Raw genomic sequence first — 24,499 nt, forward strand, 5'->3', positions numbered from 1 at the left:
TGAGCACCTACTGGGCGGCAATCATGCCGTCCAGTTTTTGCCTAATCATGACGACGATGCTCCTGATTGAGTAAAGGAAGATAAAGCGTAGCCGCACCTCGCCCAGTATAAAATTCTTTCAACTGCCTCAGTTCTGAAAGATAGCGACTCCAGAATGAATTCCATTTCTTGATTTTCCTGGGAGAAGGCACACGCAGCTTCCAGTGCACACGAATGCTCTCCTTGCCACAATGCGGGCAAAAAAAGGCCGGGATATTTTGATCCTTGCGCTGCAACTTCTTACAGTCAAGACAGGCAAAAATACTATTACTCATTATTTTAAAAACCCGTCAAAAAAGATTTCAAATAGTATTGTTGAGGTTTTTGATTTCCTTCATTATTTCGCTCTTAATGTCAGCGTACTAGTAGCGTGAGCAGCAACATCCTTCTCACTCAAATACTGCGGCACATAAGTCCCAGCCGCAAAGCCTTTGGCCTGATCATTGTAATGCACATCAAACAACACCCCGCTCTGCCCTACCGGGTTGATACCTAAAGCTTTTGAGGCATCGGCAAAATCGATCAGGCGCCGTGTAGATGGGCCATATACCACATCCCATGGTGCAGGGCCTATTGCTGCCGCCAGGTTATTCGGCACTTCACGCCCGCCAGCAACTTCAAACGGGCCGATGTTGAATATTTTGTCCAGCGGTTTTTGTTGAGAAAGCGGATGTTTGTGTGTCAGGGTGTGTGCCTTGGCCCAGGTCCATTGCTTGCTATCTGCGCCAAAAGTTTTTTGTAAATGTGCAATGCTGTCGCGCCAGGCCAGTGCCAGGATATCGTCGCGAGTTTCTACCGATGCTGTTGAGCGATTATCCCACCAAGGAGAATTCGCGTCTGCAAGCAGGCGTGGCAAAGCATCATCGAGGGCGCGGGTGCGCAAGAGATTTTTGAATTGCACTTCGCCCACTTCATCGGCCATTGCCGCATAAATGATCTGGTACAGCAATTGGCTGAAGATGGTGGGTGCTATGCTATTCGCCTGGTAACTGCCATCCCATTTCTCCAGTTGTTCCAGCAGTCGCTTGCCATCTGCATCCTTTACTTGCTTGCGCAAAATCGGCAATATGGATGGCAAAATCTGCGCGGCATAAGCTGTCTTGTTATCAAGCTGCAGCGCCTGGCTGTTTTTGGTATTCCACTTGATACCAGGTTGCGACAACAAGGCTTCCAGCCTGCGGGCGCGTTCGTTCAAGTTGTAATAACCGGGGATGGCAAAATCAGCGGATGGCAAAGGTTGCTGATTGGCTGACACGATGTAACCACGGGCAGGATTGACTTCATGCGGGTTATCAGCAAAATCAGTAAAGCCAGGCTTGTCAGCTTCTGCAGTGCTGCCATCAAGGATGAAAGCCGGATTCACATCAGCTGGCCGATTGACCAGCTTCGCCGCCGCCCACCAGGCGATATCGCCTTGCGCATTCGCCCACACCACATTCAAACCAGGTGCATGGATATTGCTGGCAGCATGGGCTGCAATGTCTTTGGTGCCAGCACGGTTCAATTCATAAAATGCATCGAGCACAGGGTTTTCAGTTTCCAGAAATGCCCACCACATGGCGATGGGTTTGGCCGTCATATCGTCACCCCAGGCCTGACGGAAGGCATCGCTGATGATGGGGCCATGAGGAGATGTCCGTAATTGCAGCTTAACTGCTGTTGCGCCTTTGACCTTGATAACTTCTTCGCGGCTTTGCATATCCACCCATTGCCCTTTGATCCAGATTTGATTGGGATTTTGCGGGTTGATTTTTTCAGCGATAAAATCAACATCATCATTCTGGAACATGGTCAACGTCCATCCAAAGTTCTGGTTATGGCCGAGTAAAGCGAAGGGATTGAGCGCCTGATGGTGACCATATAATTCAAAGCCCGGCATTTTGAGATGGGCTTCATACCAGACTGCGGGTGCCGAGTAAGCGATGTGCGGATCACCTGCGAGCAGGGGTTTGCCACTGGCAGTATTTTTGCCAGCGACTACCCAGGCATTGCTGCCCTCGAACTGTGGCAAGCCAAATTCTTCCATGACTTGCTGGCTCGTCGTTGCGATGCGGTTCATCCTGTTCCAGTCTGTCGCGCTCAATTGCAAGGGTTTGATGACACCTTCGGGATGCCAGGAAAAATCAAAAATGCGCAAATAATCTGCACCCAGCTTGTCACGTATCTGCGTCAATACTGGTTCAGAGCGAAAAGCCGCTGCAAAGCTATAGGCCATGTAACCGGATACAGCAACTGTATCTTCTGCAGTGAATGGCCGCTTGGGTATGCCCAGCAATTCAAATTCCAGTGGCACTGCGTGGGTAGCCTGATACTGGTTGATACCATCGAGATAGGCATTCAGGGCTTTGACTGCGGGGGAATTTTTGTCGAGTCTGGCCGCATAATCAGCTGCATGGTTGCGCAAACCCAGGGTGCGGAACAGGCGGTCAGTATCCAGCAGTTTGGGGCCAAGTATTTCAGAGAGCTCCCCTTTAGCGAGGCGGCGCACCATTTCCATTTGAAACAGCCGGTCCTGCGCATGCACATAACCCAGGGCACGATATAAATCTGCTTCGTTTTTCGCTTCTATATGCGGCACACCGCGCTCGTCATATTGCACCGTCACTTCGGCTTGCAAACCCGTGATCACCTGATTGCCTGAACGCTGCACACGCTTGCCATACAGATGGACAGCGGCTGCGGTGATAGTGATCAACAGCAGGCCAAACAATACAAGCAGACTCCATTTCAGCAGGCGTTTCATTCGTTCGCTTTCAATGTGGCATAGTAATCAGATTCTACACTCAGTCGCAAGAATCACGCTGAGAGCGGGCTGCCATTAATATTATCAATAATTTATCATCAGAAAAAGAGCCTCATAGACTATTGATTTTGGCTCACCTATCATCATCTATACGTTTTGCTATTTGCTTAGCCCACGCTTGCCCACTATTCTGGACTGCGCATGACCACTTCCCCACCAACACCCACCTCCACTGCTGATATTTCCCAGCGTAGCAGTTTCCAGACGCTTAAAGGCTTGCTGCCCTTTCTCACACCATACAAGATGCAATTTGTCTTGGCAGGTATTGCCTTGCTTGTCGCTGCCGGTGCCACATTGGCAATACCTTATGCTTTTCGCCAGATGATAGACCTGGGTTTTGGTGCTGGCGACCGCAATATCAAACATGTAGATCTGACCTTCATTGCCTTGTTTGGCGTAGCCTGTGTGCTGGGCATCGCGACGGCAGCCAGGTTTTACATGGTGTCGTGGCTGGGTGAAAGAGTGACGGCAGATATACGCAATGCGGTGTATTCGCATGTGGTCACGCAAAGCCCGGAATTTTTTGAAACCACGCAAACCGGTGAAGTACTGTCGCGCCTGACTACGGATACCACGCTGATACAAACCGTCGTAGGGACCAGCATCTCCATGGCTTTGCGTAACTTTCTGCTTTTCCTGGGCGGCCTGGTGATGTTGTTTATCACCAGCCCTAAACTGTCATCCATCATCATTGTCATGCTGGCGGTGGTGGTCTTGCCCATCATCCTGTTTGGACGTCGTGTACGTACGTTGTCGCGCGATTCGCAAGACAGGATTGCTGATGCATCGGCAATCGCTGGTGAAATCTTGAATGCCATGCCGACTGTACAGGCATTCACCCATGAGCACATAGAAGCGAAACGTTTCTCTGGTACGGTGGAAGGCGCGTTCAGCACTGCCATGCGCCGCATACGTGCCCGCTCGCTACTGACTGTCATGGCCATCCTGTTGATCTTTGGAGCTATCGTGTTTGTATTGTGGCTGGGTGCGCATGCAGTCATGCAAGGCCGTATGAGTGGCGGTGAACTGGGTCAGTTTATTTTGTATGCCTCCATCGTCGCGGGTGCTGTTGGGGCACTGTCTGAAGTCATGGGCGATGCCCAGCGTGCCGCCGGTGCAACCGAGCGCCTGCTGGAATTGATCGAGGTCAAATCACCGATACAAAATCCAGCACAGGCACTGAGCTTGCCTACCCGCGCCGAGCATGACCCAAGGGGTGCCGCACTGTCATTGCAGGGCCTAGAATTTCACTATCCTTCGCGCCCCAATACTGCCGCCTTGCTGAATCTGAACCTGGATATACAACCTGGTGAAACTGTCGCTATCGTTGGCTCTTCCGGCGCGGGCAAGACCACCTTGTTCCAGATGTTGTTGCGTTTTTATGACCCTCAACAAGGCCGGATCACTCTTGACGGTATTAATATCCGCGAACTGAATTTGCATGAACTGCGTGGCGCGATAGGTGTAGTACCTCAGGATACCGTCATCTTCTCAGCCAATGCCATGGAAAACATACGCTATGGCCGCGCCGATGCCAGTGATGCAGAAGTGATAGCAGCAGCAAAAATGGCAGCAGCGCATGAGTTCATAGAAAGACTACCTGAAGGCTATCAGTCCTTCCTTGGTGAGCGTGGTGTACGCCTGTCCGGTGGACAAAAGCAAAGGATAGCCATTGCCCGCGCCCTGCTGAAAAACCCGCCATTGCTATTGCTGGATGAAGCCACCAGCGCGCTGGATGCAGAGTCAGAACGCCTGGTGCAAGGCGCACTGGAAGTGGCCATGCAGGGACGCACTACCCTGATCATTGCGCACAGGTTGGCCACGGTACAGCGTGCCAACCGTATTATCGTCATGGAGCATGGCCGTATTGTGGAAACCGGCACTCATTCTTCGCTGGTAGAGCAAGGTGGGGTTTATGCAAAACTGGCGGCATTGCAATTTGATCTGCATAGAAACGAAGACTAAAAATCCAGGCAGGCTGTTGCATGGCTTTACAACAGCCCTGTCCTGTAGATTATATATATCAGGCAGATGTTTGTTCCAGGCTAGCAGCAACCGCCTGCAAAATACGCTGAGAAAATCCTTCATCTTCCGCCACGCGCGCCAGCACAACTGCCCCCACCATACTGGCTAAAGCCAGCATGGCCTTGTCTTCTCTTTTTTCTTTCGTGTCACCAGGCAGTAAATCCGTCAACACTGCCATTAAATCCCGCGCGCCTTTGTCGGCAACTTTGCGTACAGTGTCGTTTTGCCTGGCCATATCTGACCCGAGAGCCGCCAGGGCACAACCCCTGCCTGGCTTATCCCTGTGCGCAGGAGACAGATAATCATTGGCGATGCGCGACAAGGCAGTGTCTGGGGATTCTGTCTGCCACTTCTTCCACCGCTCTGCCGAACGCCCCAGACTCAATGCGCAAGTTTGCGCAATCAGGTCTTCTTTGGAAGAAAAATTTCCATAAAAACCACCATGGGTCAAGCCTGCCCCTTTCATCAGATCAACTACACTGACACCGTCATAGCCGTGCTCGCGGAATAGCTGTGAAGCTACATCAAGGATGCGCTGGCGATTTTCATTAGCCTGCTCTCTGCTCACTTTCATGGCACCACTCCATTAATAATTTCTCTTGACATCATAGATTATAAACGTAATATATACAATCATGATGATCATCATTTAAATTAAGTCCGCCCTTTCATTCACGGAAAACAATATGGATACCAGGAACAATCTATTGCACAAATATCCAGCCATCTGGCTGGTGCTATTGGGTACTGCTGGCACTTTTGCTCTGACCATGGGGGCACGGCAAAGCATGGGGCTGTTTTTAAGCCCCATGAATACTGCCACTGGCCTGGGTGTAGGCAATATCAGCCTGGCTTTCGCCTTTGGGCAATTGTGGTGGGGTCTGACGCAGCCATTTGCGGGGGCCTTTGCTGACAAAATGGGCGCTGGCCGTGTCTTGTGTGTAGGTATCATTCTGGTGGCCGTGGGCACTTTCATCACGCCGCTGATGACAACAACGGCTGGCCTGATCTTTGCCATAGGCATGCTGGCGGCAGGTGGTGCAGGCATGGCCGGGCCAGCGGTGTTGATGGCAACTGCCACCCGCATGATCCCGGCAGAAAAGCGTGGCATCGCTACCGGCATCGTCAATGCGGGTGGATCTTTTGGCCAGTTTTTGATGGCACCAATCGCCATCACGCTCATGGGTTTGTATGGCTGGAATAATGCAATGCAGATCATGGGCATTCTGGTTTTGCTGGCCCTGCCCGCGGCCTATCTGTTGCGCGGCAAACCTGTACAGGCCGCCAGTACAGGACAGGCACCGGTCAGCACATCCAAAGCAATCGCTATCGCCCTGAAAAACCCCAGTTACCTGATGCTGGCGGCAGGCTTTTTTGTGTGCGGCTTCCATGTGGCTTTTCTTGCCACCCATTTGCCTGGCGTGATCAGCCTGTGTGGCTTGCCTGCAGAGTTTGGTGGCTGGGCGCTGGCCATGCTGGGCCTGTTCAACATCATAGGCAGCATCTCCATGGGCTGGGCCGTTGGCAAGTGGCGCATGAAGTCACTACTGTCCTTGCTATATGCGACACGTGCACTGGCCGTCATCCTGTTTTTGCTGGCACCTAAAACTGGTGCCGTTGTACTGGTGTTTGCTGCAGTGATGGGGCTGACTTTCTTGTCCACTGTGCCGCCGACTGCTGGCCTGGTTGCCAAGTTGTTTGGACCTGCCAATATGGCCAGCCTGTTTGGCATCGTCATGCTGACGCATCAGATCGGTGGATTCCTCGGTGTCTGGCTGGGCGGGAAAGTGCTGGAGGCAAATGGCAACTTCAATTTGCTATGGTATATCGATATCACGCTGGCAGTGGGCGCAGCCCTGATACATTTGCCCATACAGGAAAAACAATTGCGACTGCAGGCGGCTTGAACCGCACTGCAGCCATCATGAAAGCAGGCCTTATTTAGTTTACTTAGTTTATTTAGTAGCTGAATAAACCTGCTTGCCTGCCACCCAGGTTTGCAAGACCTTGATCTTGTAAATATCGGTGGCAGGCATGTTCAACATATCCTGATCGATAAGGATAAAGTCTGCCCACTTGCCTGCCTCCAGCGTGCCCAGCGTATTTTCCTGGTGCGCGGCGTAGGCAGCATCAACAGTAAAGCAGCGTAAGGCTTCCTGCACCGTCATTGCTTGGTTGGCGTACCAGCCTTGCGCAGGTTTGCCTGCCATGTCCTGACGCGTAACCGCTGCATGCACACCCCAGAATGGATTGGGCGATTCTATAGGGAAATCAGAACCACAGGCTATACGTGAACCCTGCTGCAAGAAGCTGCGCCAGGCATAAGCGCCCTTGATGCGCTCAGACCCTACCCTGTCCTCAGCCATATTCATATCAGATGTCGCATGGGTGGGTTGCATGGAAGGCAAGATACTCAGTTGCTTGAAGCGTGGAATATCATCCAAAGCGACGACCTGGGCATGCTCTATGCGGTGACGCAGGCTGGCAGATGCTGATGCTGGCAAGCGGGCAAAGCCATCCAGTATCTGGCGGTTACCGGCATCGCCTATCGCATGCACATTCACCTGATAACCTTTGCTAGCGGCTTTTTCTATCATCGCGTACATCTCGTCAGCAGTCTTGAACAGCAGACCATGGGTATGCGGTGCATCTGAATACGGCGCCATCAAGGCCGCGCCACGGCTGCCGAGTGCGCCATCAGCAAACAGTTTTACCGCTCGCAGGGAGTAAAAATCACGTCCATAGGTCAGCAAAGGACCTTGTTGCGACACTTTATCGAAAAAACCATCGGTACCACGCACCATGCCATAGATGCGCGTCGTCAATTTGCCCTGATCTGCATATTCTCGGAATAATTGATCGGCAGATTCCGAAACCCCCGCATCATGCACGCTGGTGACGCCGACCTTGGCCAACTCCTGCAAAGCCAGGTCCAGGGCCGCTCTTTGCTCGGCATTCGACGCAGGCGGTACCACCTTATCGACCAGGCGCATGGCCGCATCAACGAGTATGCCGGTAGGCTTTCCCTGGGCATCTTTTTCTATCTTGCCACCAGCAGGGTCAGGCGTATTTTCTGTAATGCCTGCCAGTTGCAAGGCTTTGCTATTGGCCCAACCGGCATGACCATCTACCCGTGACAACCAGACCGGGCGGTCTTTGACGACTGCATCTATCTCTTGCGCAGTGGGAAAGCGACCCAGCTTCCAGTTCGCCTGATTCCACTCACCACCCATGATCCACTGGCTCAAAGGAAAGCGGCTTGCATAATCAGCAATAGTCTTTTGCGCATCTGCGAGATTGGCGGTAGTGCGCAAACTGAGTTGCATCTGGCTTGCCCCCAGACTCAATACATGACCATGTGCATCTATCATGCCTGGCAACAAGGTTTTACCACCGCCATCGATATGCCTGGCCCCGGGTAATCTGGTGACCAGCTCTTTCGCTTTACCAACCCCTGTCACTTTGCCTGCATCATCAAAAGCCAGCGATTCAAAGTGCTGTAGCTTTCCCTCTTGATTCAGAGTGTAGCCCCGGACGTTATCGATAATCGTGTCGGCCGCTGCGAGACCTGCGCTCATGTTGGCAATTGCCAATATCAAGGGTTTCAATGTGCTTTGCATAGACCACGTCCAGATTGAATAGATACGTCGATGAGGATGTGTATTGTATTTCAATATTCTTTGGCAACAAGGGTTTTAACGCCGCCCCTATATTTCCTTGTCATATAAATTAAAACCGGAAATCAGCGCCAGTAAAATTATGATAAAAGACGGAATTAGAGATATATAAATGCATGTAAAGCGACATTAGATGGTATTTACAGATTTTCCACTGAGGAAAAAGTAAAATCTGAAGGAGCCCCCATGTAACAGATGTAAAACATGTCATTCAGCTGACATTTTTCTTGACGCTGCAAACCGCACTTGCGTACACTCACACGATTCTGCAATCCACGTCGACTATGGTCGATTAGACAATTCATTGCCTATGAAACGATTCCGACTTCACTCTCCAAGCATATTGACAGCAGCTCTGTTAGCTGGCCTGGCACCACAAATATGTCTTGCAGACGCAATTCCCCCGGTTTTTTCCCTGGTGTCAGCACCAGAAACCACCAACGCAGTACAAGCCGCCACCAATCCAGTCATTCCGCAGGAATTGCCTCCTGAAGCAGCCGTCATTCCCATCGATGACAAAGCCGCAGATTTATGGGAACGGGTACGTGCAGGTTACGCCATCCCTGATCTTGAAAACCAGTTGGTCACCAATCAACTGGCCTGGTATGGCACCCGTACTGAATATATCTTGCGTACTGTACAGCGTGGTTCACGCTATCTGTATCATGTGGTCGAAGAGCTGGAAAAACGCGGCATGCCCACTGAACTGGCCCTGCTGCCCTTCATAGAATCCGCTTTTAATCCTCAAGCCATTTCCACTGCCAAAGCAACTGGCATGTGGCAGTTCATGGCAGCGACAGGCCGCGACTTCAACCTGAAGCAAACCATGTTCAAGGATGACAGGCGCGGCGTCATCGACTCTACCGATGCCGCCCTGAATTACCTGGAAAAACTGTATGGCATGTTCGGCGACTGGCAACTAGCGCTGGCAGCTTATAACTGGGGCGAAGGCTCAGTCCAGCGCGCCATCAAGAAACAACAGGCGCAAGGCTTGCCGATAGACTTCCAGAGTCTGTCAGTGCATATGCCAAATGAGACTAAAAATTACCTGCCAAAACTGCAGGCAGTTAAAAACATCATTGGCCATCCTGAGCAATTCAATCTTGCACTGCCAAAACTGGACAACCAGCCCTACTTTGTTTCAGTTGAAAAAACCCGCGATATCGACGTGCGCGTTGCTGCCCAACTGGCAGAGCTGCCACTGGATGAGTTCACGGCACTGAACCCGCAATTCAGCCGCCCTGTTATTACCGGCGGTACAGGCACAAAAATTTTGCTGCCTACGGATAATGCTGCCCTGTTCAAAGAAAATCTGAACAAGTGGCAAGGTCCTTTATCCAGTTGGTCTGCTCACACCGTACAAAAAACCGAACGTGTAGAAGCGCTGGCGAGCAAACTGGGGCTCAAGCCGGAAGTGGTGCGCGAAGTGAATTTCATTCCCGCAAAAATGATGGTCAAGGCGGGCTCGACCTTACTGGTACCAAAGTCAACCAAGGCACCAGATAATGACATCTCTCTGGAAATTGCAGAAAAAGCGCAACTGGTTATAGAAAAAACTTCTACCCGCCAGGTCAGTTACAAGGTCAGCAAGCACGACAATCTGGCAGCAATCGCCAAACGCTTCCGCGTCAGCGTTGCAGAATTGAAGACCTGGAATCACCTGAAACGTGAAAATGTCGCCCACGGCCAGACTCTGCACATACAGACTCCTATCGTCACTCAAGTCAACCAGACCAATTTGCTGGCAGCAGCAGGTAGCCGCCGCACTGCACCAACACCTAAAGTCACCCATCACACAGCAGCACCTGCACGTCATGGCAAGACTTTGCTTGCCAACCTGAAACTGGGCAAGAAAAAACATAGTTAATCAGGTCCCCTGGATAGGGTCGCCCGAACAGGCTCACCCAAATCGGGTGAGCAGTTCAAGCTGATATTTCCAACGTAAAATGAGCAGCCCTCACATGTGAATGTGGGGGCTGCTCATTTCTACAGACTTCCATACAATATCGCAGGCAAGTAGATCTGGCTGCAAGTGCCAGTAATAGCCAGCACCATACTTTGCACCACCTGCAATCAGCTCTTGCACAACCTATAGAATCTTGATGACAACCTTGCCTTTTGCCCGTCCACTTTCGACATAAGCCACCGCTTCATTACTGGCTTCAAATGGAAAAACCTTGTCTATGACTGGACGTATTGCCCCGGCATCGATGAGAGTAGTAATTTCACGCAATTGCCTGCCATGCGCTCTCATGAACAGGAAAGAGTAACTTATATCGCGCCATCCAGATTTTCTCCGCACACCAAAGCTTAGCAGGCGCATGATTAATTTCACGAACCAGGGAGCACCAATTTCTTCTGCAAACGCTACATCTGGCGGCCCGGAAATTGAAATGAGTTTCCCACCAGGTTTTAGTATCTGCAATGATTTTTCCAGCGTCTTTGCATCCTGGCTATTCAATACCACATCGTAATCGTGCAAGATTTTTTCGAAATCGTCTTTCCTGTAATCGATCACGACATCTGCGCCCAAGCTTTTCACCAGATCAATATTCGCAGCACTGGTTGTGGTGGCGACGAATGCTCCAAGGTGTTTCGCCAATTGAATTGCAAATGTCCCTACGCCACCTGAACCAGCCTGGATGAATACCTTTTGCCCTGGTTTCACATTGGCTTTTTCAACCAGCGCCTGCCATGCCGTCAAACCTACCAGCGGGATGGATGCAGCTTCTTCCATGCTCAGTGATGCCGGCTTCATCGCCAGCGAATCTTCCTTGATAGCGATAAATTCTGCAAAGGCGCCGATCCTGAAGTCATCTGGCCTGGCGGAAACCTCATCACCCAGCTTGAACTGCCGCACTTTGGAACCCACTTTAACGACGACTCCGGCAACATCATGACCCAGGATGAGTGGCAAGCGATAAGGCAGGATGAGCTTAAATTCACCATCCCGTATCTTCGCATCCAGCAGGTTGACTGCTGCTGCATGAACCTGCACCAGGACTTCATTTTCCCCTGTCTCAGGAACTGGCATCTGGCCAATTCGCAGCGCACTCTTTTTTTGGTAGCGATCGACAATGACAGCCTTCATCATGATTGTGCCTCCAATTTGTTTACAATAATTATCGGGAAAAATCTGCTTGCTAACTGTTGATGTGATCTGGCAGCTTCATGCAATTCCTGCGCAAGAAACAAGACATAAAAACCGCAACTATGCTTCTAGCCTCAGATCTTTCCGTATCCCTGCATCCATCATGCCGTCCGGTGCAAATGTGCGCAGCAAGCGCAAGCGTTTCGCCAGATTGCCTGCGGTGTAACGCAATTTGGGATGCTGCACACTGGCAGCCCTCAATACAGCCTCCGCCACGACCCCGGATCCCTCAGCTGTTTCCATTACTTCTTTAATTCTCTTATTCACTGTAGCGCGAATTTCACGATACTCCTCCATCTTGGTGTCGGGCTCCAGCATGTTCGCGTCGAATGCGGTCCTGGTGTATGCAGGCTCTATCACTGTGACGCGAATACCTCTGGTGCGTAGTTCATGGTCCAGGGATTCGGAGTAAGCTTCGACCGCATGCTTGGTCGCAGCATACAAAGCCCCGTAAGGCATAGGCAAAAAACCAAGCACCGAGCCTATGTTAATAATGCGACCCACTCCCTGGCGTCGCATGTGCGGCACGACTGCCTGCGTTACCCGCAGTAGCCCGAAAAAATTGGTATCGAAAATTGCCTGGGCCTGCGCGATCGAGACCTCTTCTGCCCCGGCAGGAGCTATGCCTATTCCGGCATTATTGACAAGCAAGTCTATACGTCCACTCAAACGCACGACTTCATTGACAGCTGCCGTGACAGACTCATCGCTGGTCACATCCAGTGACAGCATCTCAAAGGATCGTTCACCTTTTGCTGCCCCGCGCCTGCTGGTACCGTAAACCTTGTAACCAGCTTTAACCAGTCTCTCGGCAGTAGCTGCGCCTATACCCTGCGAAGCGCCTGTCACAAGTGCTATTTTGATATTCATCATATTCTCCAATCTATATGGGGCAAGCATTTAATGAACGGCAATGCTTAGATTTAACATTAAAATATGATAATCATCATATTTTATAAAAACAAAAAACCCGTGGACATCCACGGGATTCAATTTCCAGACGGGGCGAGTTTTTCCCGCGCGGCCGCAAGAAAGCTTTCAGACAACCTGGGGTCATCAACAGCCCGCGCCATCAGCATGGTGCCGACCATGGTAGCAACCATCATCAGCGCCTTCTCGTGTGCACCTGGCTGCCCCCAGTCTGGCAGCTGGCGTGCAACTACGTCTATCATTTCCTTGATTCGACGGGTAGCCGCACGCCGCACCTCCGGTGCCTGCCTGGGCATCTCTGAACCCAGAGCACTCACAGGGCAGCCGGTCTCTATGCTATCGAAATGCTCTTGCGACAAATAAGCCTGCACCAGAGCCTGCAGTGCCTGCTCAGGCGGCGCGGCAGCAGCAATGCGGGTAGAAGCAGCTACTGCCTCTGCACCCGCTCTATCTGCAGCCTCTGCCAGCAATGCTTCGCGTGATGCAAAGTGACTATAAAAACCGCCGTGCGTCAAACCGGCTTCTTTCATGAGGTCAGCGACACCAGTGCCATCATAACCACTGCGCCGTATTGCACGCGCAGCAACTTCAACGATACGATCGTGCGTTATTTCTTTGCGACTCGCGCCTTTTAGTTTTGATGAATTATTTCCCATGATGGTCATCATATACCATTTTGGAGCAAGATGCTGAACTGCCCTTAGAAAGGCCTGAACGTTAACTCGCACAAGGCGTGCGGCCTGCGCACCTTGCCTGGCGATGCACAGCCTCAAGCAATCAGATTGACAAGGCCAGATGCATCACGCTTGAAGAATTGCTAATAACTGCTTATAGCTGCTTATAGCTGCTTATCAATGACATACAAAAAAGGGCTCCAGCTTTCGCTGGAACCCCCTGTCAAACCAGGCAGATTAAGTGATCAGTACCTGATTAGAAACTGTAACCCAGAGCTACACCGAATACAACCGGACGGAAATCGATCGACGTTTTGCGCTCGATACTGCCTGTCGTTGCTGTCATATCGGATTTGACTTTGGCAGCTGCAATAGAAGCACTGACAAACCAGCGGTCATTGAAATGGTAATTGACACCTACCTGCCCCGCCAAACCAACGGAATCTTTCAATTCAATTTTTGTTGGCCCGCCAGTAGCGATATTACCTACAGCAGTTGATTTGGCATCAAAGAACTGCGTGTAATTCAAACCAAGACCAACGAACGGACGGAATGCATCAGTCGGTGCGCCAAAATTGTAATTGAGGAAGAAAGTAGGTGCGCGTTGTTTGACCTTGGAAATCACACCATAAGGTGCCAACGTGCCACGACCTGTCACTTCATGCTCAGGCGGGATACCAGCAACGAAATCAAAATCCAGATGATCATTGATACGGCGGGTGTAACCAAATACGACCGTAGTTGCATTCTGGACGACCAGGCCTGCTGGCTGTGGTGTCAGAAATGCCGGGCCATTGCTGGTAAAGTCCGGTGATTCAGAATGCACCTGAACATTGAGAACACCTGCACGCACAGAATTTTCATAGGCATGAGCAGAAGAAACGCAAGCCAGACCAAACAGTGCGCTGACGGCGAAATGAATTTTTTTCATGGAGTCGTCCTTTCTTATTTAGCCAAAACTTGTTGGAAGAACGCGCGGGATGCAGCGTTACAGAACGGTGGCACCAGAGTACCGTGGTACTGGCTGGCAACTGCTGTCGTTGGATCTACTTTGGCAGCAATCGCAGCATTGATTGCTGCCTGCTTGCTTTGTGCAAAGCCAACTTTAGCTGCAGCAAATGGATCAGCTGCGCTGGTTGGGGAAGAATCGACGTCCAATACTGTCAGCGCTGCTGCTGGCAAGCCTTTAGCCTGGAAGAAGCCTGCTGTTGCCTGTGTGCTTGCGAAGAACACGGTAGGATCGCCGTTACCACCGCACAGGAACACTGGTACGTTAGGTACATAGTTACGCAAGTCGTTTTTTACGCCAGCCTTACGGAAAGGATTGGCAGGAGTACAGTTCAAAGGATCCGCAGGATTGACGTTGCAAGGATTTTTCTGTGCATCAGCCAGATAGGTATTGCGATAGCTGGTTTTCACCAGGTTACCGTCACCAAAGAAGGCTGCAAATGCAGGAGATGATGGACCTGGCAAAGAGTCTTTGGCAAACATCGCATACGCTGGCAATTTACCAGTCGTGAACAGGTCATTGAAAGTCAATGCGCCTGGCAACAGTGTTTCTATGCCGGTAGCGTATTTGTCTTCATAGATTTCGTTCGGGCTGGAATACAAACCACCGTAGGATTTTTGCCAGCTAGTGGTGATCAGCGGGATAAATACCGTGCCACCTGCATTCGGGCTACCAGCAAAAGTGGCATCACCCAGCAAGGACATAGCATACGGACCGGACATACCAGCCAATGCGCTTACCTTGAATTCGGATGCGTAAGTTGTCTGCATCGCGCGTTGCGTTGCCATGGCAACGTGACCACCTTGAGAATAGCCACTGATGACCAGCTTGCCAGAATCCTGCGCGCCGATAGTCGCGAAAGCCTTGCGTGCAGCACGCAGGGAATCAACCATGTCATTGGCTTGCTGTTCAGCGTTCAGGTAAGGATGGTAAGTCAGTGCAGAAGTGTCGTAGCCAGCATAGTTAGGTGCAACCACGATAAAACCTTGTGCGGCATACATGGCTGCCATCAAAATGGCTTCCGAGTTGTCACGCAGGTTGGCCATGTTGAAGGATTTTTCTACTGTCGTGCCGTGGGCATACAGAATAACTGGGCGTGGGCCTGTACATGCAGGATCGCTGCCAGATGGAACCATGATGGCGCCAGTTGCGTCAGTCGCTTCATTAGCGCCACCGACTGTGGTGTATTTCATGTAGTAAGTGCTGATTTCGCACTTGGGAGCACCAGTGATTTGTGTCAAACCTGGTTTGGCAGCATCCAGAGAAGCTTTGAAAACGACCGGATCAAGCTTGGTCAATGCCGGGCCACTTGCCTGAGGAATAGGCACCAGTACAGGTGGGTTAGCGACCAGAGTGCCGCGGGCAGGTGTGTTATCGATGACTGGACCAGCACTACCGCCGCCACCGCAAGCCGTTAAAACGGCAGCAGAAAGCAGACCCAGTGCTATGTGAGTTTGACGCATTGTTGTCTCCTGTTAAGTATTTTTTTGCAAGTCAGTAGATTTAACCAGTACCACATAAAATGGAACGAGCGTTCTAAAACTTAGCAAACAGTATGTCATTTACGCAATTTGGTGAATAGCGAAAATTTCACATCTAGAGTAAACACTCTTAAAAATTTAGCCTGAACTTGCCCCAAAGATTTTCCATGCGGGGCAAATACAACACTCTTAAAAAATCAGTGAAAAAGAGATCTCGCAGGCTTCTCTTTTTCCGGGCGGCAAGTATACCTTTTTCGATACGCAAATACCTGCTTCAAGATAGAATTTTTTTGCTTTAATCCTGCACCACGGGCACAGCTGCGGTCACTGGTGCTGGTTCACGTGCTGGTTCAAGCGCTGGTTCACGATAAGCAAAATAAGCTTTCGCCTTTTTGCCGAGATTATCCAGATAAGTATAGGCGATAGGCACTACCAGCAAAGTCAGCAGCGTCGATGTAATGATGCCGCCTATCACTGCCCGGCCCATTGGCGCCTGGGTTTCTGCACCATCGCTAATCCCCATGGCCATGGGCAGCATACCAAATATCATCGCCAGCGTTGTCATCATGATGGGGCGCAAGCGCACCTGCCCGGCAGCCAACACGGCATCAAACTGGCTCATGCCTTGCTTTTGCGCCTGGTTGATAAAATCAACCAGCAAGATCGCATTCTTGGTCACCAGGCCCATGAGCATGATGAAGCCGATGATGGAGAAAATATTCAGGGTGCTGCCAGTAATCAGCAAAGCCAGCAACACACCGATCAATGAAAACGGCAAGGCCGTCATGATCGCCAGTGGTTGCAGGAAGCTGCCGAATTGCGAAGCCAGAATCAGGTAAATAAAGATCACCGCGATACCCAGCGCTGCCACGGCAGCCTGGAAAGACTCTTGCATTTCCCTGGTCTGCCCACCGATATCAAAGCGGTAGCCTGGCGGCAGCTCTATGGTCTTCACCAGTTTTTGCACTTCAGCACCTACGTCACCGGCTGGACGGCCTTCGACGTTGGCATAGATCGCTGCCCGGCGTTGCAAGTCCTGACGCTTGATGACGCGCGGGCTGGTGCTGGGAATAAATTGCACCACCTGACGCAAAGGCACCATCATGGGTTTGCCGTTTGCATCGATCTTGCTACTCGCGAGCGACAGGTCACCCAGGTCAGAAATTTTTTGCCTGCCTGATTTGGGCAATTGCACATTGATTTCATAATTCTGGCCATCCGGCGCCAGCCATTGGCCCAGCGTGTCGCCCGCAACAAAGGGGCGTAGTGCGGCGCCTATCTGCTGCACTGACAAGCCCAGGTCGTTTGCCAGCTCATTATTGACCTTCACCAGGACAGTAGGGTTAGCGCCTGTCAGGCTGCTCTCCAGATCGGCAATACCTTTGATGCCCGCCATTTTTTTCATGACACTATCGATAACGTCCTGCAACTTGTCCGCATCGGGGCCGAGTATCGCAACATAGATAGGCTTGTCGAAACCTACTGCCATTTCTATGCCGGGTATGCTTTTCAGACGCTCACGTATTTGCATCTCCATCTGCTTTTGTGATTTGCGATGGCTGATGCGCTTTTCACTGAGCTTCATATTGATTTGTGCAGTATTTCTTTCATTCTCAATACCGACTGAGGTGTTGATAGTCTGGATGTCCTTCATTTCCTTCAAAACAGCCTCAACCTGGTGAGTTTTATCGTCGGTATATTGCAGACTGGAGCCGACCGGAGTTTTCAGATTGATCGTGATCTGGCCTTCATCTGCCTCAGGTACAAATTCAGTACCTATCATGGGCACCAGAAAAAAACTGCCTGCAAATAAAGAAGTCGCCAGCAGCAAGGTGGTTTTACGTTTGCGCAAAACCAGTTGCAGCAACTTGCCATAAATGACGTGCAGTTTTTCTATGCCATGTTCTATGGCATTCATGAATTTGGCCAGCCATGGCAGACGTTTGAAACGGTCTTGCTCAGGATCACGCCATACTGATGACAACATGGGGTCTAGCGTAAAACTGACAAACAGCGATACCAGCACGGCCACGGTCACGGTAATGCCGAACTGGAAAAAGAACTTGCCTATCATGCCCTGCATGAAAGCCACGGGCACGAACACGGCGACGATGGCAAAGGTAGTCGCCATGACCGCCAGGCCAATTTCATTGGTGCCATCTTCTGCCGCCTGCTTGTGCCCCTTACCCATGCCCAGGTGTCGGACTATGTTTTCCCGCACGACTATCGCATCATCAATCAGCAAACCTATGCAGAGTGACAGCGCCATCATGGTCAAAAAATTCAGGGTAAAGCCAAAGGCCTTGAGTGCAATAAAAGTCGCAATCACCGAGATAGGCAGGGTCAGGCCAGTGATGATGGTACTGCGCCAGGAATGCAGGAACAGGAAAACAATCAACACCGTCAGACCCGCACCTTCGAGTATGGTTTCTTTGACGCCGTCGAGGGAATGCCTGACAAAGTCAGCATTGTTTTCGCTGATGGTCATTTGCACGTCTTTGGGCAGGCGCGTCTTGAGATCGGCAATCGCCTCCATAATGCCATCGCCTACCTCAACAATATTGGCATCCTGTATGCGGCTGATCGCGACCGCAACGGACCTTTGTCCATTCACGCGTGAGATGGAATATTCTTCCTTCTCACCATCCTGCACTTCTGCAATCTGCTCCAGATAGACAGGTGCGCCAGCACGGCGGGCGACGATGACTTTATTGAAGCCACGGGTGTCCGCTATCTTGGCTTCCAGCCTGACCAGTTGATCTTGCGAACCACGCGTGATCAAACCTGCCGGCATGTTTTGATTGGTGCTTTGTATCGCAGCCAATACTTCATTGACGCCTATATGGTTTGCTGCCATGCGGTCAGGCAAAAGCTTGACCTGCACCTGGCGCACGACAGCACCACGCACATCGACCCTGCCCACACCTGGCACGCTTTGCAATTTCTTGACGATGATCTGGTCAGTTATATTCGACAAATCACGCAAGCTGCGCTCACCAGAACTGATCGCCATTTGCACGACCGGGCGGCCATTACCATCACCGCCCTTGACGATGAAAGGGTCTTTCACATCACGCGGGAAGCCAGGGCGTATCTGGGCCACTTTGTCGCGCACTTCCTGCAAGACCTTGTCGCCATTGACCGACAACTGGAACTCTATCCAGATGCCAGCCCTGCCCTCATACGAACTGGCCATGATGCGCTTGACGCCACTGATGGTATTGACGACATTTTCTACCGGTTTGGTAATGTCATTCTCAACAATTTCTGGCGAAGCGCCCGGGTAAAGCACTTCCATCCAGACACCGGGCGACTCAACATTGGGCATGTTTTCCAGGCCCAGACCCCTGTATGAAAAGATACCGAGCACCATCAGGCCTATCATGACCATGGTGGCAAACACCGGGTTTTGTATACTGACTTTGGTCATCCACATGGCTCAGACCTTTGATGCTGGAACGGGCTTGGGCATCTTCACCTTGCTACCGGATTTCACACCATCAAGACGGGAAGAAATCAGCACTGCACCGGCATCCAGGCCCTGCACGATTTGTACCTTGCCTTCGTCTTCACTACGCAAACCCAGTTTGACGGTTTGCATTTTCACCTGATCATTAATGATTTGATAGACCACGTCAGCACCATTAACCTGGCGCACTGCCGTCAGCGGCACGGTCGTGGCTGGTGCTGATTTTTCCAGCACCAGATTACCCTTGGCGAACATGCCACCCCGCAATGCTGCGTCTGCATTATCGACGGCGATGTATACCATCATGGAACGTGAGCCTGTTTCTGTCGCCGGGTTGATGCGCGCTACTTTGCCGACGAATTCGCGCTTGCCAAAACCATCGACCTGGAACGCGACTTTTTGCCCTGTCCTGACCCGGGGGATTTCACTTGCGGGTACTTGCGCTTCCAGCGTCATGTGGCTGAGATTGACGATGCTGTACAGGGCAGTATCTGGCGATACTTTTTCGCCTGCCTGCACATGGCGCTTGCTGATATAACCATCCAGAGGCGAACGCACTTGCGTGTCTGCCAGTGCCAGTTGTGCCACCTGTTTTTGCGATAATGCCGACTTCAGGCTGGCCTGTGCCAGTTCCAGCCCATTATGAGTAGTGTCGTAGGCATTTTGTGAAATATAGTTTTGTTTCAACAAAGTTTCGTTAGACAGGCGGTTCTTTTGCGCCAGCGCCAATCTGGCCTGGGCTTCATCAACCGCAGCTTCTTGCGTTGTCAGGCGTGCATGCAAGTCGGCAGCAATAAAGCGGGCAATGATCTGGCCTTTTTGTACTGCCATGCCCTCTTGCAGGGAAGCATCGGCAACTTCAGCAATCACCTTGGCACGCACGGTGACCTGGCTGTCAGGCACCAGCGAACCTGAGATGGGCAGTTGCGTTGACAATTCTTTGAGTTCTGCGCTGGCGATATCTGCAGCCGCCAATTCATACACCACTTCCTTATCGGCCTGTTTTTTTTCATTGGTACTGGCTTGCGCAGTCATTTTGCTGGAATAGAACATCCAGAGACCACTGCAAATTGCCAGTGCAACAACGGTCATGACGGGAGTACGCCATTGAATCTGACCCTGGGCATTACGAAAGCGAAATTTGTTTTGCATGATGAAGATATTCCAGTGTATTTGCGCTATATCCGCTCTGCCGCCAGGCAGGCCAGACTTTGTTTAGCGATTGGACTAATACATAGAGGATAAGTTCATCCAATAATAGTACAAAAAATAGTGCAAAATTGACCAAAAAAAAAGAGCCCGGCTTAGCGAGCTCTAATTTGGCTTTGATTTGGTGCCGTAATTTACAAACTTAACTTGCAGTATTCGCAGACTTGCCCTTATCCAGCCAGGCATCCAAAGACAACTTGCCGGGTCCAAAACTGACCAGTACCAGTAACAAGATTCCCCAATAAAAGTGAGAATTGATTGCCGCTGGACATTCCAGTTCAAACAACTGCGGGTAGGAAATCACTGCCATTAAATTAACGGCAAACAAAGCCAGTGCAGCCGGACGGGAAAATATACCTAGTGCCAGCAAGACAGGTAAAACCAACTCCCCACCCGCCCCCATCCAGGCAGCCAGCTCTGGCGGTATGATGGGCACCATGTATTCTTCACGGAACAAGGACAGGGTAGATTGCCAATCCACTATTTTCAACTGGCCTGCCTTAAAAAACTGCCAGCCCACATATAGCCGGAGTGCCAGACAAAGGGCTGAGCCGCCCCAGACATTGAGCTTGTCATCAAAACGGGTGCTCAGGCGATGAAAGTATTGCAGGGTGTTATACATAGAAATTCTCCAATTAGTCTCCTGCAACTTAGTCTGTCTGCTGATGGATTCCTTACAGCTGATTTTCAGGGAATTTGAAATTGGCAAATAATCCGCTGGCAAACCAGAATTGTAATTGGGCATTGATATCAAATTCACTGTCTGTATCAAGTGCAATTTCCAGCGCGGTACCCAGGTTGCTGCCCTGCTGCAAAGCAGTCAACGCTAAAAAGCTGGCCTTGCTGATTCTGTGCAATTCAACCGACCATTGGGGCCTGCTGACAAGTCCATGACAAGCCTGTCTGATATTTTCCGGGAACCCTGCTTCAGTATGTACCTGATGCGCAAGCCAGATAGCTACACTATCCAGTTCAGCAGTATATAGACTGGCTGCAGGATGAAACAACAGCCGCACAGTCTGTACATCTTGCCCCGGTGCAGCCACTGCCTGTAGCAGGTCTGTCAGGCTGAGAGCTTCTGCATCAGCAGCATAATAGGCACAATGTATCTGCCACTCCAGCGCGGCGACATCAGAAAAATAAGGGTAATCTGCGGCATCAGGTATGGTTTTCAGGAATGCAGCAAGCTTTGCGCCAAACTGATTCAGGTCACCCGATTCTGACGGAAAGGCACGGCCAAACACGCGCACCAGTTGTTCAAAGTAATCTTCACCCACCAATTGATACAGAACGGGAAAAGCGTTTTTCAATGCCGATGTCCAGATCGCAGTCAGGTTGCCGCGGTATAAGGCCAGCCTGTCATCCTGATGGGGATGAGCATTAAATAAGGTAGCGGTCTGTGCTGCAGAGGATGGCTGCAATAATGCCTGGGCAAATTGTGACTGAATCTCCGAGAGCGAAAGCGCATCCATAGCGGCATCAATCTGCGTACTCATCAGGCTGCCGCTATCTCTTGCGATGGCGCCGGTATTGGCGTTGGCCTTGGCGTTGTTGCCAGAATTTGCCTGGCTTTATGTGCCTCACCCAACAACACGGAAAAATCCGGGATTGCCGTATCCCACTCTATTAATACGGGTATGCCGGCAGGCAGCATCTGCGTTGCCTGCGTAAACAATGCCCACACCGGATCTGCAACCTGGCTGCCATGATCGTCGACCAGACAAATATCGGTTTGCAAGTGCCCTGCCAGATGGATTTCACCTATCGCACCAACTGGCAAACCCGCCATGACGCGCAAAGCCTGCTGCGCATCTTCACCGTGATTGTGTTGGTTCACATACAGATTATTAATGTCGAGCAAAATGCCACAGCCGGTACGGCTGACCAGCGCAGCAAGGAATTCTGCTTCCGACATATCGTCCTGGGCAAAGCGCAAATACGTCGAGACATTTTCTATCAAGACCTGTCTTTGCAAACGCGACTGCAGTTCATCGACGCGCTGGCATACCAGATCGAGGGCGCTTTGCATCAGTGGCAAAGGCAAAAGATCATTCAAATGCCTGCCAGCGATGGCTCCCCAGCAAAGGTGCTCAGAAACCAGTGCAGGTTCCGTGCGTTCTATCAAACGCTGCAAGCGTGAGATATGCAGATCAGAATAGCCTTGGGCTGACCCCAGCCCCATGCCCACACCGTGCAGACTTAAAGGGTAATCCTGGCGCAAAGTTTGCAGTACATGCAAATCATAGCCGCCATCACCAAAATAATTTTCTGAATGCACCTCCAGCCAGTCGGCGGGTGCAGGTACCAACGCTGTTGCAGGTGTATTCAGAAAATCACGGTAGTGCTGAGTGCGCAAACCCACACCTACCCCTTGCAGGGCAGGCGTGGGTTCATTGTTTTTGCGAGCCGTATCAGTCAAAAGAAATCAGCCACGATAAAACGGCCCATCAACATAACAAATTTTTAAATTAAAACTTAAGGCTTAAGACTAAGAGTTAAGACTTAGGGGCTTCCAGCTTGCCGCCCATTTTTTCGCAAGAACCTGCTGGTACTTTTTTCCATTCAGATGCGTCATTGTCTTTTTTGGATTGACCGGCGCAAGAATGAGAGCCTGATTTGGTGGCGCAATCATTTTGACCTGCCTTGGCAATGCCAAAGCATTTTTCTGTTTTGGCTGGCTCTGCTGCCATTGCCATGCTGGAACCCAACAAACCTGCCAGTGCGACTGCAACCATTGTTTTATTACTCATGTTCATCTCCTGTAAATTGATTCAAGAACTTAATTAAGCACAACATCCCACATGGGAAAATTTAAAACTACAGCTTATAGTCGGCGCAGATAAAGCAAACTTACACAATTTCGTAAAATATTTTCGGTCGCGCTATCTACACTATCTTCTACGCAGCACATTTTCATTTGGATTCAGGCAGCGATGAGATTATCCTACTAGCTTATGACTTTTTTTCAAGCTAAAAGTTTCTATATGCCTAACTTCATCCAAGAATTGCGACAAAGTATCGACAATTTATCTCGTGGCGAGATCAATATCAGTGGTTTTTGCAAAATCTGGCGTAGCCAGACTGATTTATTAGCCGCCCTGCCACCACAATTTGCCGAAGTCATGGAAAACCTGTTGAGCAGACTGGAGTCTGGCAGCCTGTTTACAGAAGAAAGCTGTTCTTTCAGCCAGGCAGACCTGATTGCCCAACTGGGAATGTGGCTGGAGAAAGCAGATGCACGCCTTGCCTCTGGCAAAATAGTGTAAGCTGCGTCCCTTTTATTGCAGGATAGAGGAATTTATATGCAAAGCCTGAGTTTTAGCCTGGAAGGCGAATATGTAGAACTGAACCAGTTATTGAAACTGGTTGGTCTGTGCGAAAGCGGTGGCGCTGGCAAGGCTATCGTTGCCAGCGGTGACGTCAGCGTAGATGGTGAGCAGGAATTGCGCAAGACCGCCAAAATCCGTGCGGGCCAGCTTGTCAGCCTTGGCGATATAGAAATACGGGTTCAGGCAGGCTGAACCTGGGCAGCAGTAGTATCGATGCTCGCATCGGCAATCTTTTCAGGATTGCTTGCCATGAAACGCGCCAGCATATTGTCCATGGTATCGACATGATGCTCAAACCATAACGGCAATTCTTCTGCCAGGCGCGTTGCCAGATCGGTCTCACCCAGCTCTACCCTGCGCCTGACTTCTTGCATCACTTCCAGCACTGCATCATGTTCTTGCCTATGGCAACCTGCAGGCGGGAATGCAGTTTCGGCCATCCACTGATTCTCTTGCTCAAAATGCGCAATGGAATGCACGATCAGGGCATCCAGCCTGGCGACGAAAGTGGCCGGATTATCTTCAGACAAGGCCGCACAGAGTTCGACAAACTCCTTATGGGTATCATCCATAGGTTCATAACTGAGACTCAGGCGGTCGGACCAGCCCCAAGAATTTTGTTCCATACCAGATCCAGATAGAAAGAGATGGCGAGATTATCGCTGATCAAAAGATAATGTGCTTGCGTCAGATCAGACCAGAG

General features: G+C 50.8%; 21 protein-coding genes. 5 read left to right on the forward strand and 16 right to left on the reverse strand.

What is annotated here, in order from left to right:
- Window positions 1-41: 41 nt before the first annotated feature.
- Window positions 42-314 (reverse strand): hypothetical protein, encoded by a 273-nt coding sequence (locus ACO0LL_RS09275; RefSeq protein ID WP_422950564.1) that lies wholly within the window; start codon window positions 312-314, stop codon window positions 42-44.
- Between the two features lie 62 nt (window positions 315-376).
- Window positions 377-2,782, reverse strand: coding sequence for a penicillin acylase family protein (locus tag ACO0LL_RS09280; protein ID WP_422950565.1), 2,406 nt, complete (start codon window positions 2,780-2,782; stop codon window positions 377-379).
- Window positions 2,783-2,983: 201 nt separating this feature from the next.
- On the opposite strand from ACO0LL_RS09280, the gene ACO0LL_RS09285 reads away from it, so the two are divergent.
- The gene (locus ACO0LL_RS09285; protein ID WP_422950566.1) at window positions 2,984-4,807 is read left to right on the forward strand and encodes an ABC transporter transmembrane domain-containing protein; all 1,824 of its coding nucleotides are present in this window, start codon (window positions 2,984-2,986) and stop codon (window positions 4,805-4,807) included.
- A 58-nt stretch (window positions 4,808-4,865) separates the two neighbouring features.
- On the opposite strand, the gene ACO0LL_RS09290 is transcribed toward ACO0LL_RS09285, so the two are convergent.
- Window positions 4,866-5,441 (reverse strand): TetR/AcrR family transcriptional regulator, encoded by a 576-nt coding sequence (locus ACO0LL_RS09290; RefSeq protein WP_422950567.1) that lies wholly within the window; start codon window positions 5,439-5,441, stop codon window positions 4,866-4,868.
- 112 nt (window positions 5,442-5,553) lie between these two features.
- Between ACO0LL_RS09290 and ACO0LL_RS09295 the strand changes: the two genes are divergently transcribed.
- Complete coding sequence (locus tag ACO0LL_RS09295; protein WP_422950568.1) at window positions 5,554-6,774, forward strand: MFS transporter; 1,221 nt, start codon at window positions 5,554-5,556, stop codon at window positions 6,772-6,774.
- 48 nt (window positions 6,775-6,822) lie between these two features.
- Here ACO0LL_RS09295 and ACO0LL_RS09300 read toward each other — a convergent pair whose 3' ends face one another.
- On the reverse strand, window positions 6,823-8,487 hold the full coding sequence (locus ACO0LL_RS09300) for an amidohydrolase (RefSeq protein WP_422950569.1): 1,665 nt from the start codon (window positions 8,485-8,487) through the stop codon (window positions 6,823-6,825).
- Between the two features lie 367 nt (window positions 8,488-8,854).
- Between ACO0LL_RS09300 and ACO0LL_RS09305 the strand changes: the two genes are divergently transcribed.
- A complete protein-coding gene (locus ACO0LL_RS09305; protein ID WP_422950570.1) occupies window positions 8,855-10,411 on the forward strand; it encodes a transglycosylase SLT domain-containing protein in 1,557 nt (518 codons plus the stop codon).
- Between the two features lie 222 nt (window positions 10,412-10,633).
- Here ACO0LL_RS09305 and ACO0LL_RS09310 read toward each other — a convergent pair whose 3' ends face one another.
- From ACO0LL_RS09310 to ACO0LL_RS09360, 11 genes are all read right to left on the reverse strand, one after another.
- Complete coding sequence (locus ACO0LL_RS09310) at window positions 10,634-11,635, reverse strand: NADP-dependent oxidoreductase (RefSeq protein WP_422950652.1); 1,002 nt, start codon at window positions 11,633-11,635, stop codon at window positions 10,634-10,636.
- A 120-nt stretch (window positions 11,636-11,755) separates the two neighbouring features.
- Window positions 11,756-12,565, reverse strand: coding sequence for an oxidoreductase (locus ACO0LL_RS09315; RefSeq protein WP_422950571.1), 810 nt, complete (start codon window positions 12,563-12,565; stop codon window positions 11,756-11,758).
- 119 nt (window positions 12,566-12,684) lie between these two features.
- Window positions 12,685-13,293, reverse strand: coding sequence for a TetR/AcrR family transcriptional regulator (locus ACO0LL_RS09320; RefSeq protein ID WP_422950572.1), 609 nt, complete (start codon window positions 13,291-13,293; stop codon window positions 12,685-12,687).
- Window positions 13,294-13,555: 262 nt separating this feature from the next.
- Window positions 13,556-14,230 carry an OmpW/AlkL family protein gene (locus ACO0LL_RS09325; protein ID WP_422950573.1) on the reverse strand — a complete coding sequence of 225 codons (675 nt, stop codon included), beginning with the start codon at window positions 14,228-14,230 and terminating at the stop codon, window positions 13,556-13,558.
- Window positions 14,231-14,244: 14 nt separating this feature from the next.
- Entirely contained in the window at window positions 14,245-15,771 is a 1,527-nt protein-coding gene (locus ACO0LL_RS09330; RefSeq protein ID WP_422950574.1) for an alpha/beta hydrolase, read from the reverse strand.
- Window positions 15,772-16,084: 313 nt separating this feature from the next.
- Window positions 16,085-19,225 carry an efflux RND transporter permease subunit gene (locus ACO0LL_RS09335; RefSeq protein ID WP_422950575.1) on the reverse strand — a complete coding sequence of 1,047 codons (3,141 nt, stop codon included), beginning with the start codon at window positions 19,223-19,225 and terminating at the stop codon, window positions 16,085-16,087.
- A gap of 3 nt (window positions 19,226-19,228) precedes the next feature.
- Entirely contained in the window at window positions 19,229-20,410 is a 1,182-nt protein-coding gene (locus ACO0LL_RS09340) for an efflux RND transporter periplasmic adaptor subunit (protein ID WP_422950576.1), read from the reverse strand.
- 199 nt (window positions 20,411-20,609) lie between these two features.
- On the reverse strand, window positions 20,610-21,089 hold the full coding sequence (locus tag ACO0LL_RS09345) for a DoxX family protein (protein WP_422950577.1): 480 nt from the start codon (window positions 21,087-21,089) through the stop codon (window positions 20,610-20,612).
- 52 nt (window positions 21,090-21,141) lie between these two features.
- Window positions 21,142-21,963, reverse strand: a complete 822-nt coding sequence (locus tag ACO0LL_RS09350) for a putative DNA-binding domain-containing protein (RefSeq protein ID WP_422950578.1) — start codon at window positions 21,961-21,963, stop codon at window positions 21,142-21,144.
- Complete coding sequence (locus ACO0LL_RS09355; protein ID WP_422950579.1) at window positions 21,963-22,886, reverse strand: DUF692 domain-containing protein; 924 nt, start codon at window positions 22,884-22,886, stop codon at window positions 21,963-21,965. Before ACO0LL_RS09355 ends, ACO0LL_RS09350 begins: the two co-directional genes overlap by 1 nt.
- A gap of 76 nt (window positions 22,887-22,962) precedes the next feature.
- Complete coding sequence (locus ACO0LL_RS09360) at window positions 22,963-23,217, reverse strand: DUF2282 domain-containing protein (RefSeq protein WP_422950580.1); 255 nt, start codon at window positions 23,215-23,217, stop codon at window positions 22,963-22,965.
- A gap of 234 nt (window positions 23,218-23,451) precedes the next feature.
- Between ACO0LL_RS09360 and ACO0LL_RS09365 the strand changes: the two genes are divergently transcribed.
- On the forward strand, window positions 23,452-23,733 hold the full coding sequence (locus tag ACO0LL_RS09365; protein WP_422950581.1) for a hypothetical protein: 282 nt from the start codon (window positions 23,452-23,454) through the stop codon (window positions 23,731-23,733).
- Window positions 23,734-23,769: 36 nt separating this feature from the next.
- Window positions 23,770-23,988, forward strand: a complete 219-nt coding sequence (locus tag ACO0LL_RS09370; RefSeq protein ID WP_422950582.1) for an RNA-binding S4 domain-containing protein — start codon at window positions 23,770-23,772, stop codon at window positions 23,986-23,988.
- On the opposite strand, the gene ACO0LL_RS09375 is transcribed toward ACO0LL_RS09370, so the two are convergent.
- On the reverse strand, window positions 23,976-24,422 hold the full coding sequence (locus ACO0LL_RS09375; protein WP_422950583.1) for a hemerythrin domain-containing protein: 447 nt from the start codon (window positions 24,420-24,422) through the stop codon (window positions 23,976-23,978). The two genes, ACO0LL_RS09370 and ACO0LL_RS09375, sit on opposite strands and share 13 nt — an antisense overlap.
- Window positions 24,423-24,499: the final 77 nt, after the last annotated feature.

Source organism: Undibacterium sp. TC4M20W, from assembly GCF_049340245.1.
In the GTDB taxonomy this organism is placed as follows: Bacteria; Pseudomonadota; Gammaproteobacteria; order Burkholderiales; family Burkholderiaceae_D; genus Undibacterium.

Coding starts and splice junctions, on each gene's coding strand:
- ACO0LL_RS09285 (WP_422950566.1), top strand. CDS start 2,984: ATGACCACTTCCCCACCAACACCCACCTCCACTGCTGATATTTCCCAG.
- ACO0LL_RS09305 (WP_422950570.1), top strand. CDS start 8,855: ATGAAACGATTCCGACTTCACTCTCCAAGCATATTGACAGCAGCTCTG.
- ACO0LL_RS09365 (WP_422950581.1), top strand. CDS start 23,452: ATGCCTAACTTCATCCAAGAATTGCGACAAAGTATCGACAATTTATCT.
- ACO0LL_RS09275 (WP_422950564.1), bottom strand. CDS start 314: ATGAGTAATAGTATTTTTGCCTGTCTTGACTGTAAGAAGTTGCAGCGC.
- ACO0LL_RS09315 (WP_422950571.1), bottom strand. CDS start 12,565: ATGAATATCAAAATAGCACTTGTGACAGGCGCTTCGCAGGGTATAGGC.
- ACO0LL_RS09340 (WP_422950576.1), bottom strand. CDS start 20,410: ATGCAAAACAAATTTCGCTTTCGTAATGCCCAGGGTCAGATTCAATGG.
- ACO0LL_RS09335 (WP_422950575.1), bottom strand. CDS start 19,225: ATGTGGATGACCAAAGTCAGTATACAAAACCCGGTGTTTGCCACCATG.
- ACO0LL_RS09280 (WP_422950565.1), bottom strand. CDS start 2,782: ATGAAACGCCTGCTGAAATGGAGTCTGCTTGTATTGTTTGGCCTGCTG.
- ACO0LL_RS09290 (WP_422950567.1), bottom strand. CDS start 5,441: ATGAAAGTGAGCAGAGAGCAGGCTAATGAAAATCGCCAGCGCATCCTT.
- ACO0LL_RS09345 (WP_422950577.1), bottom strand. CDS start 21,089: ATGTATAACACCCTGCAATACTTTCATCGCCTGAGCACCCGTTTTGAT.
- ACO0LL_RS09375 (WP_422950583.1), bottom strand. CDS start 24,422: ATGGAACAAAATTCTTGGGGCTGGTCCGACCGCCTGAGTCTCAGTTAT.
- ACO0LL_RS09350 (WP_422950578.1), bottom strand. CDS start 21,963: ATGAGTACGCAGATTGATGCCGCTATGGATGCGCTTTCGCTCTCGGAG.
- ACO0LL_RS09295 (WP_422950568.1), top strand. CDS start 5,554: ATGGATACCAGGAACAATCTATTGCACAAATATCCAGCCATCTGGCTG.
- ACO0LL_RS09360 (WP_422950580.1), bottom strand. CDS start 23,217: ATGAGTAATAAAACAATGGTTGCAGTCGCACTGGCAGGTTTGTTGGGT.
- ACO0LL_RS09330 (WP_422950574.1), bottom strand. CDS start 15,771: ATGCGTCAAACTCACATAGCACTGGGTCTGCTTTCTGCTGCCGTTTTA.
- ACO0LL_RS09325 (WP_422950573.1), bottom strand. CDS start 14,230: ATGAAAAAAATTCATTTCGCCGTCAGCGCACTGTTTGGTCTGGCTTGC.
- ACO0LL_RS09320 (WP_422950572.1), bottom strand. CDS start 13,293: ATGATGACCATCATGGGAAATAATTCATCAAAACTAAAAGGCGCGAGT.
- ACO0LL_RS09370 (WP_422950582.1), top strand. CDS start 23,770: ATGCAAAGCCTGAGTTTTAGCCTGGAAGGCGAATATGTAGAACTGAAC.
- ACO0LL_RS09300 (WP_422950569.1), bottom strand. CDS start 8,487: ATGCAAAGCACATTGAAACCCTTGATATTGGCAATTGCCAACATGAGC.
- ACO0LL_RS09310 (WP_422950652.1), bottom strand. CDS start 11,635: ATGAAGGCTGTCATTGTCGATCGCTACCAAAAAAAGAGTGCGCTGCGA.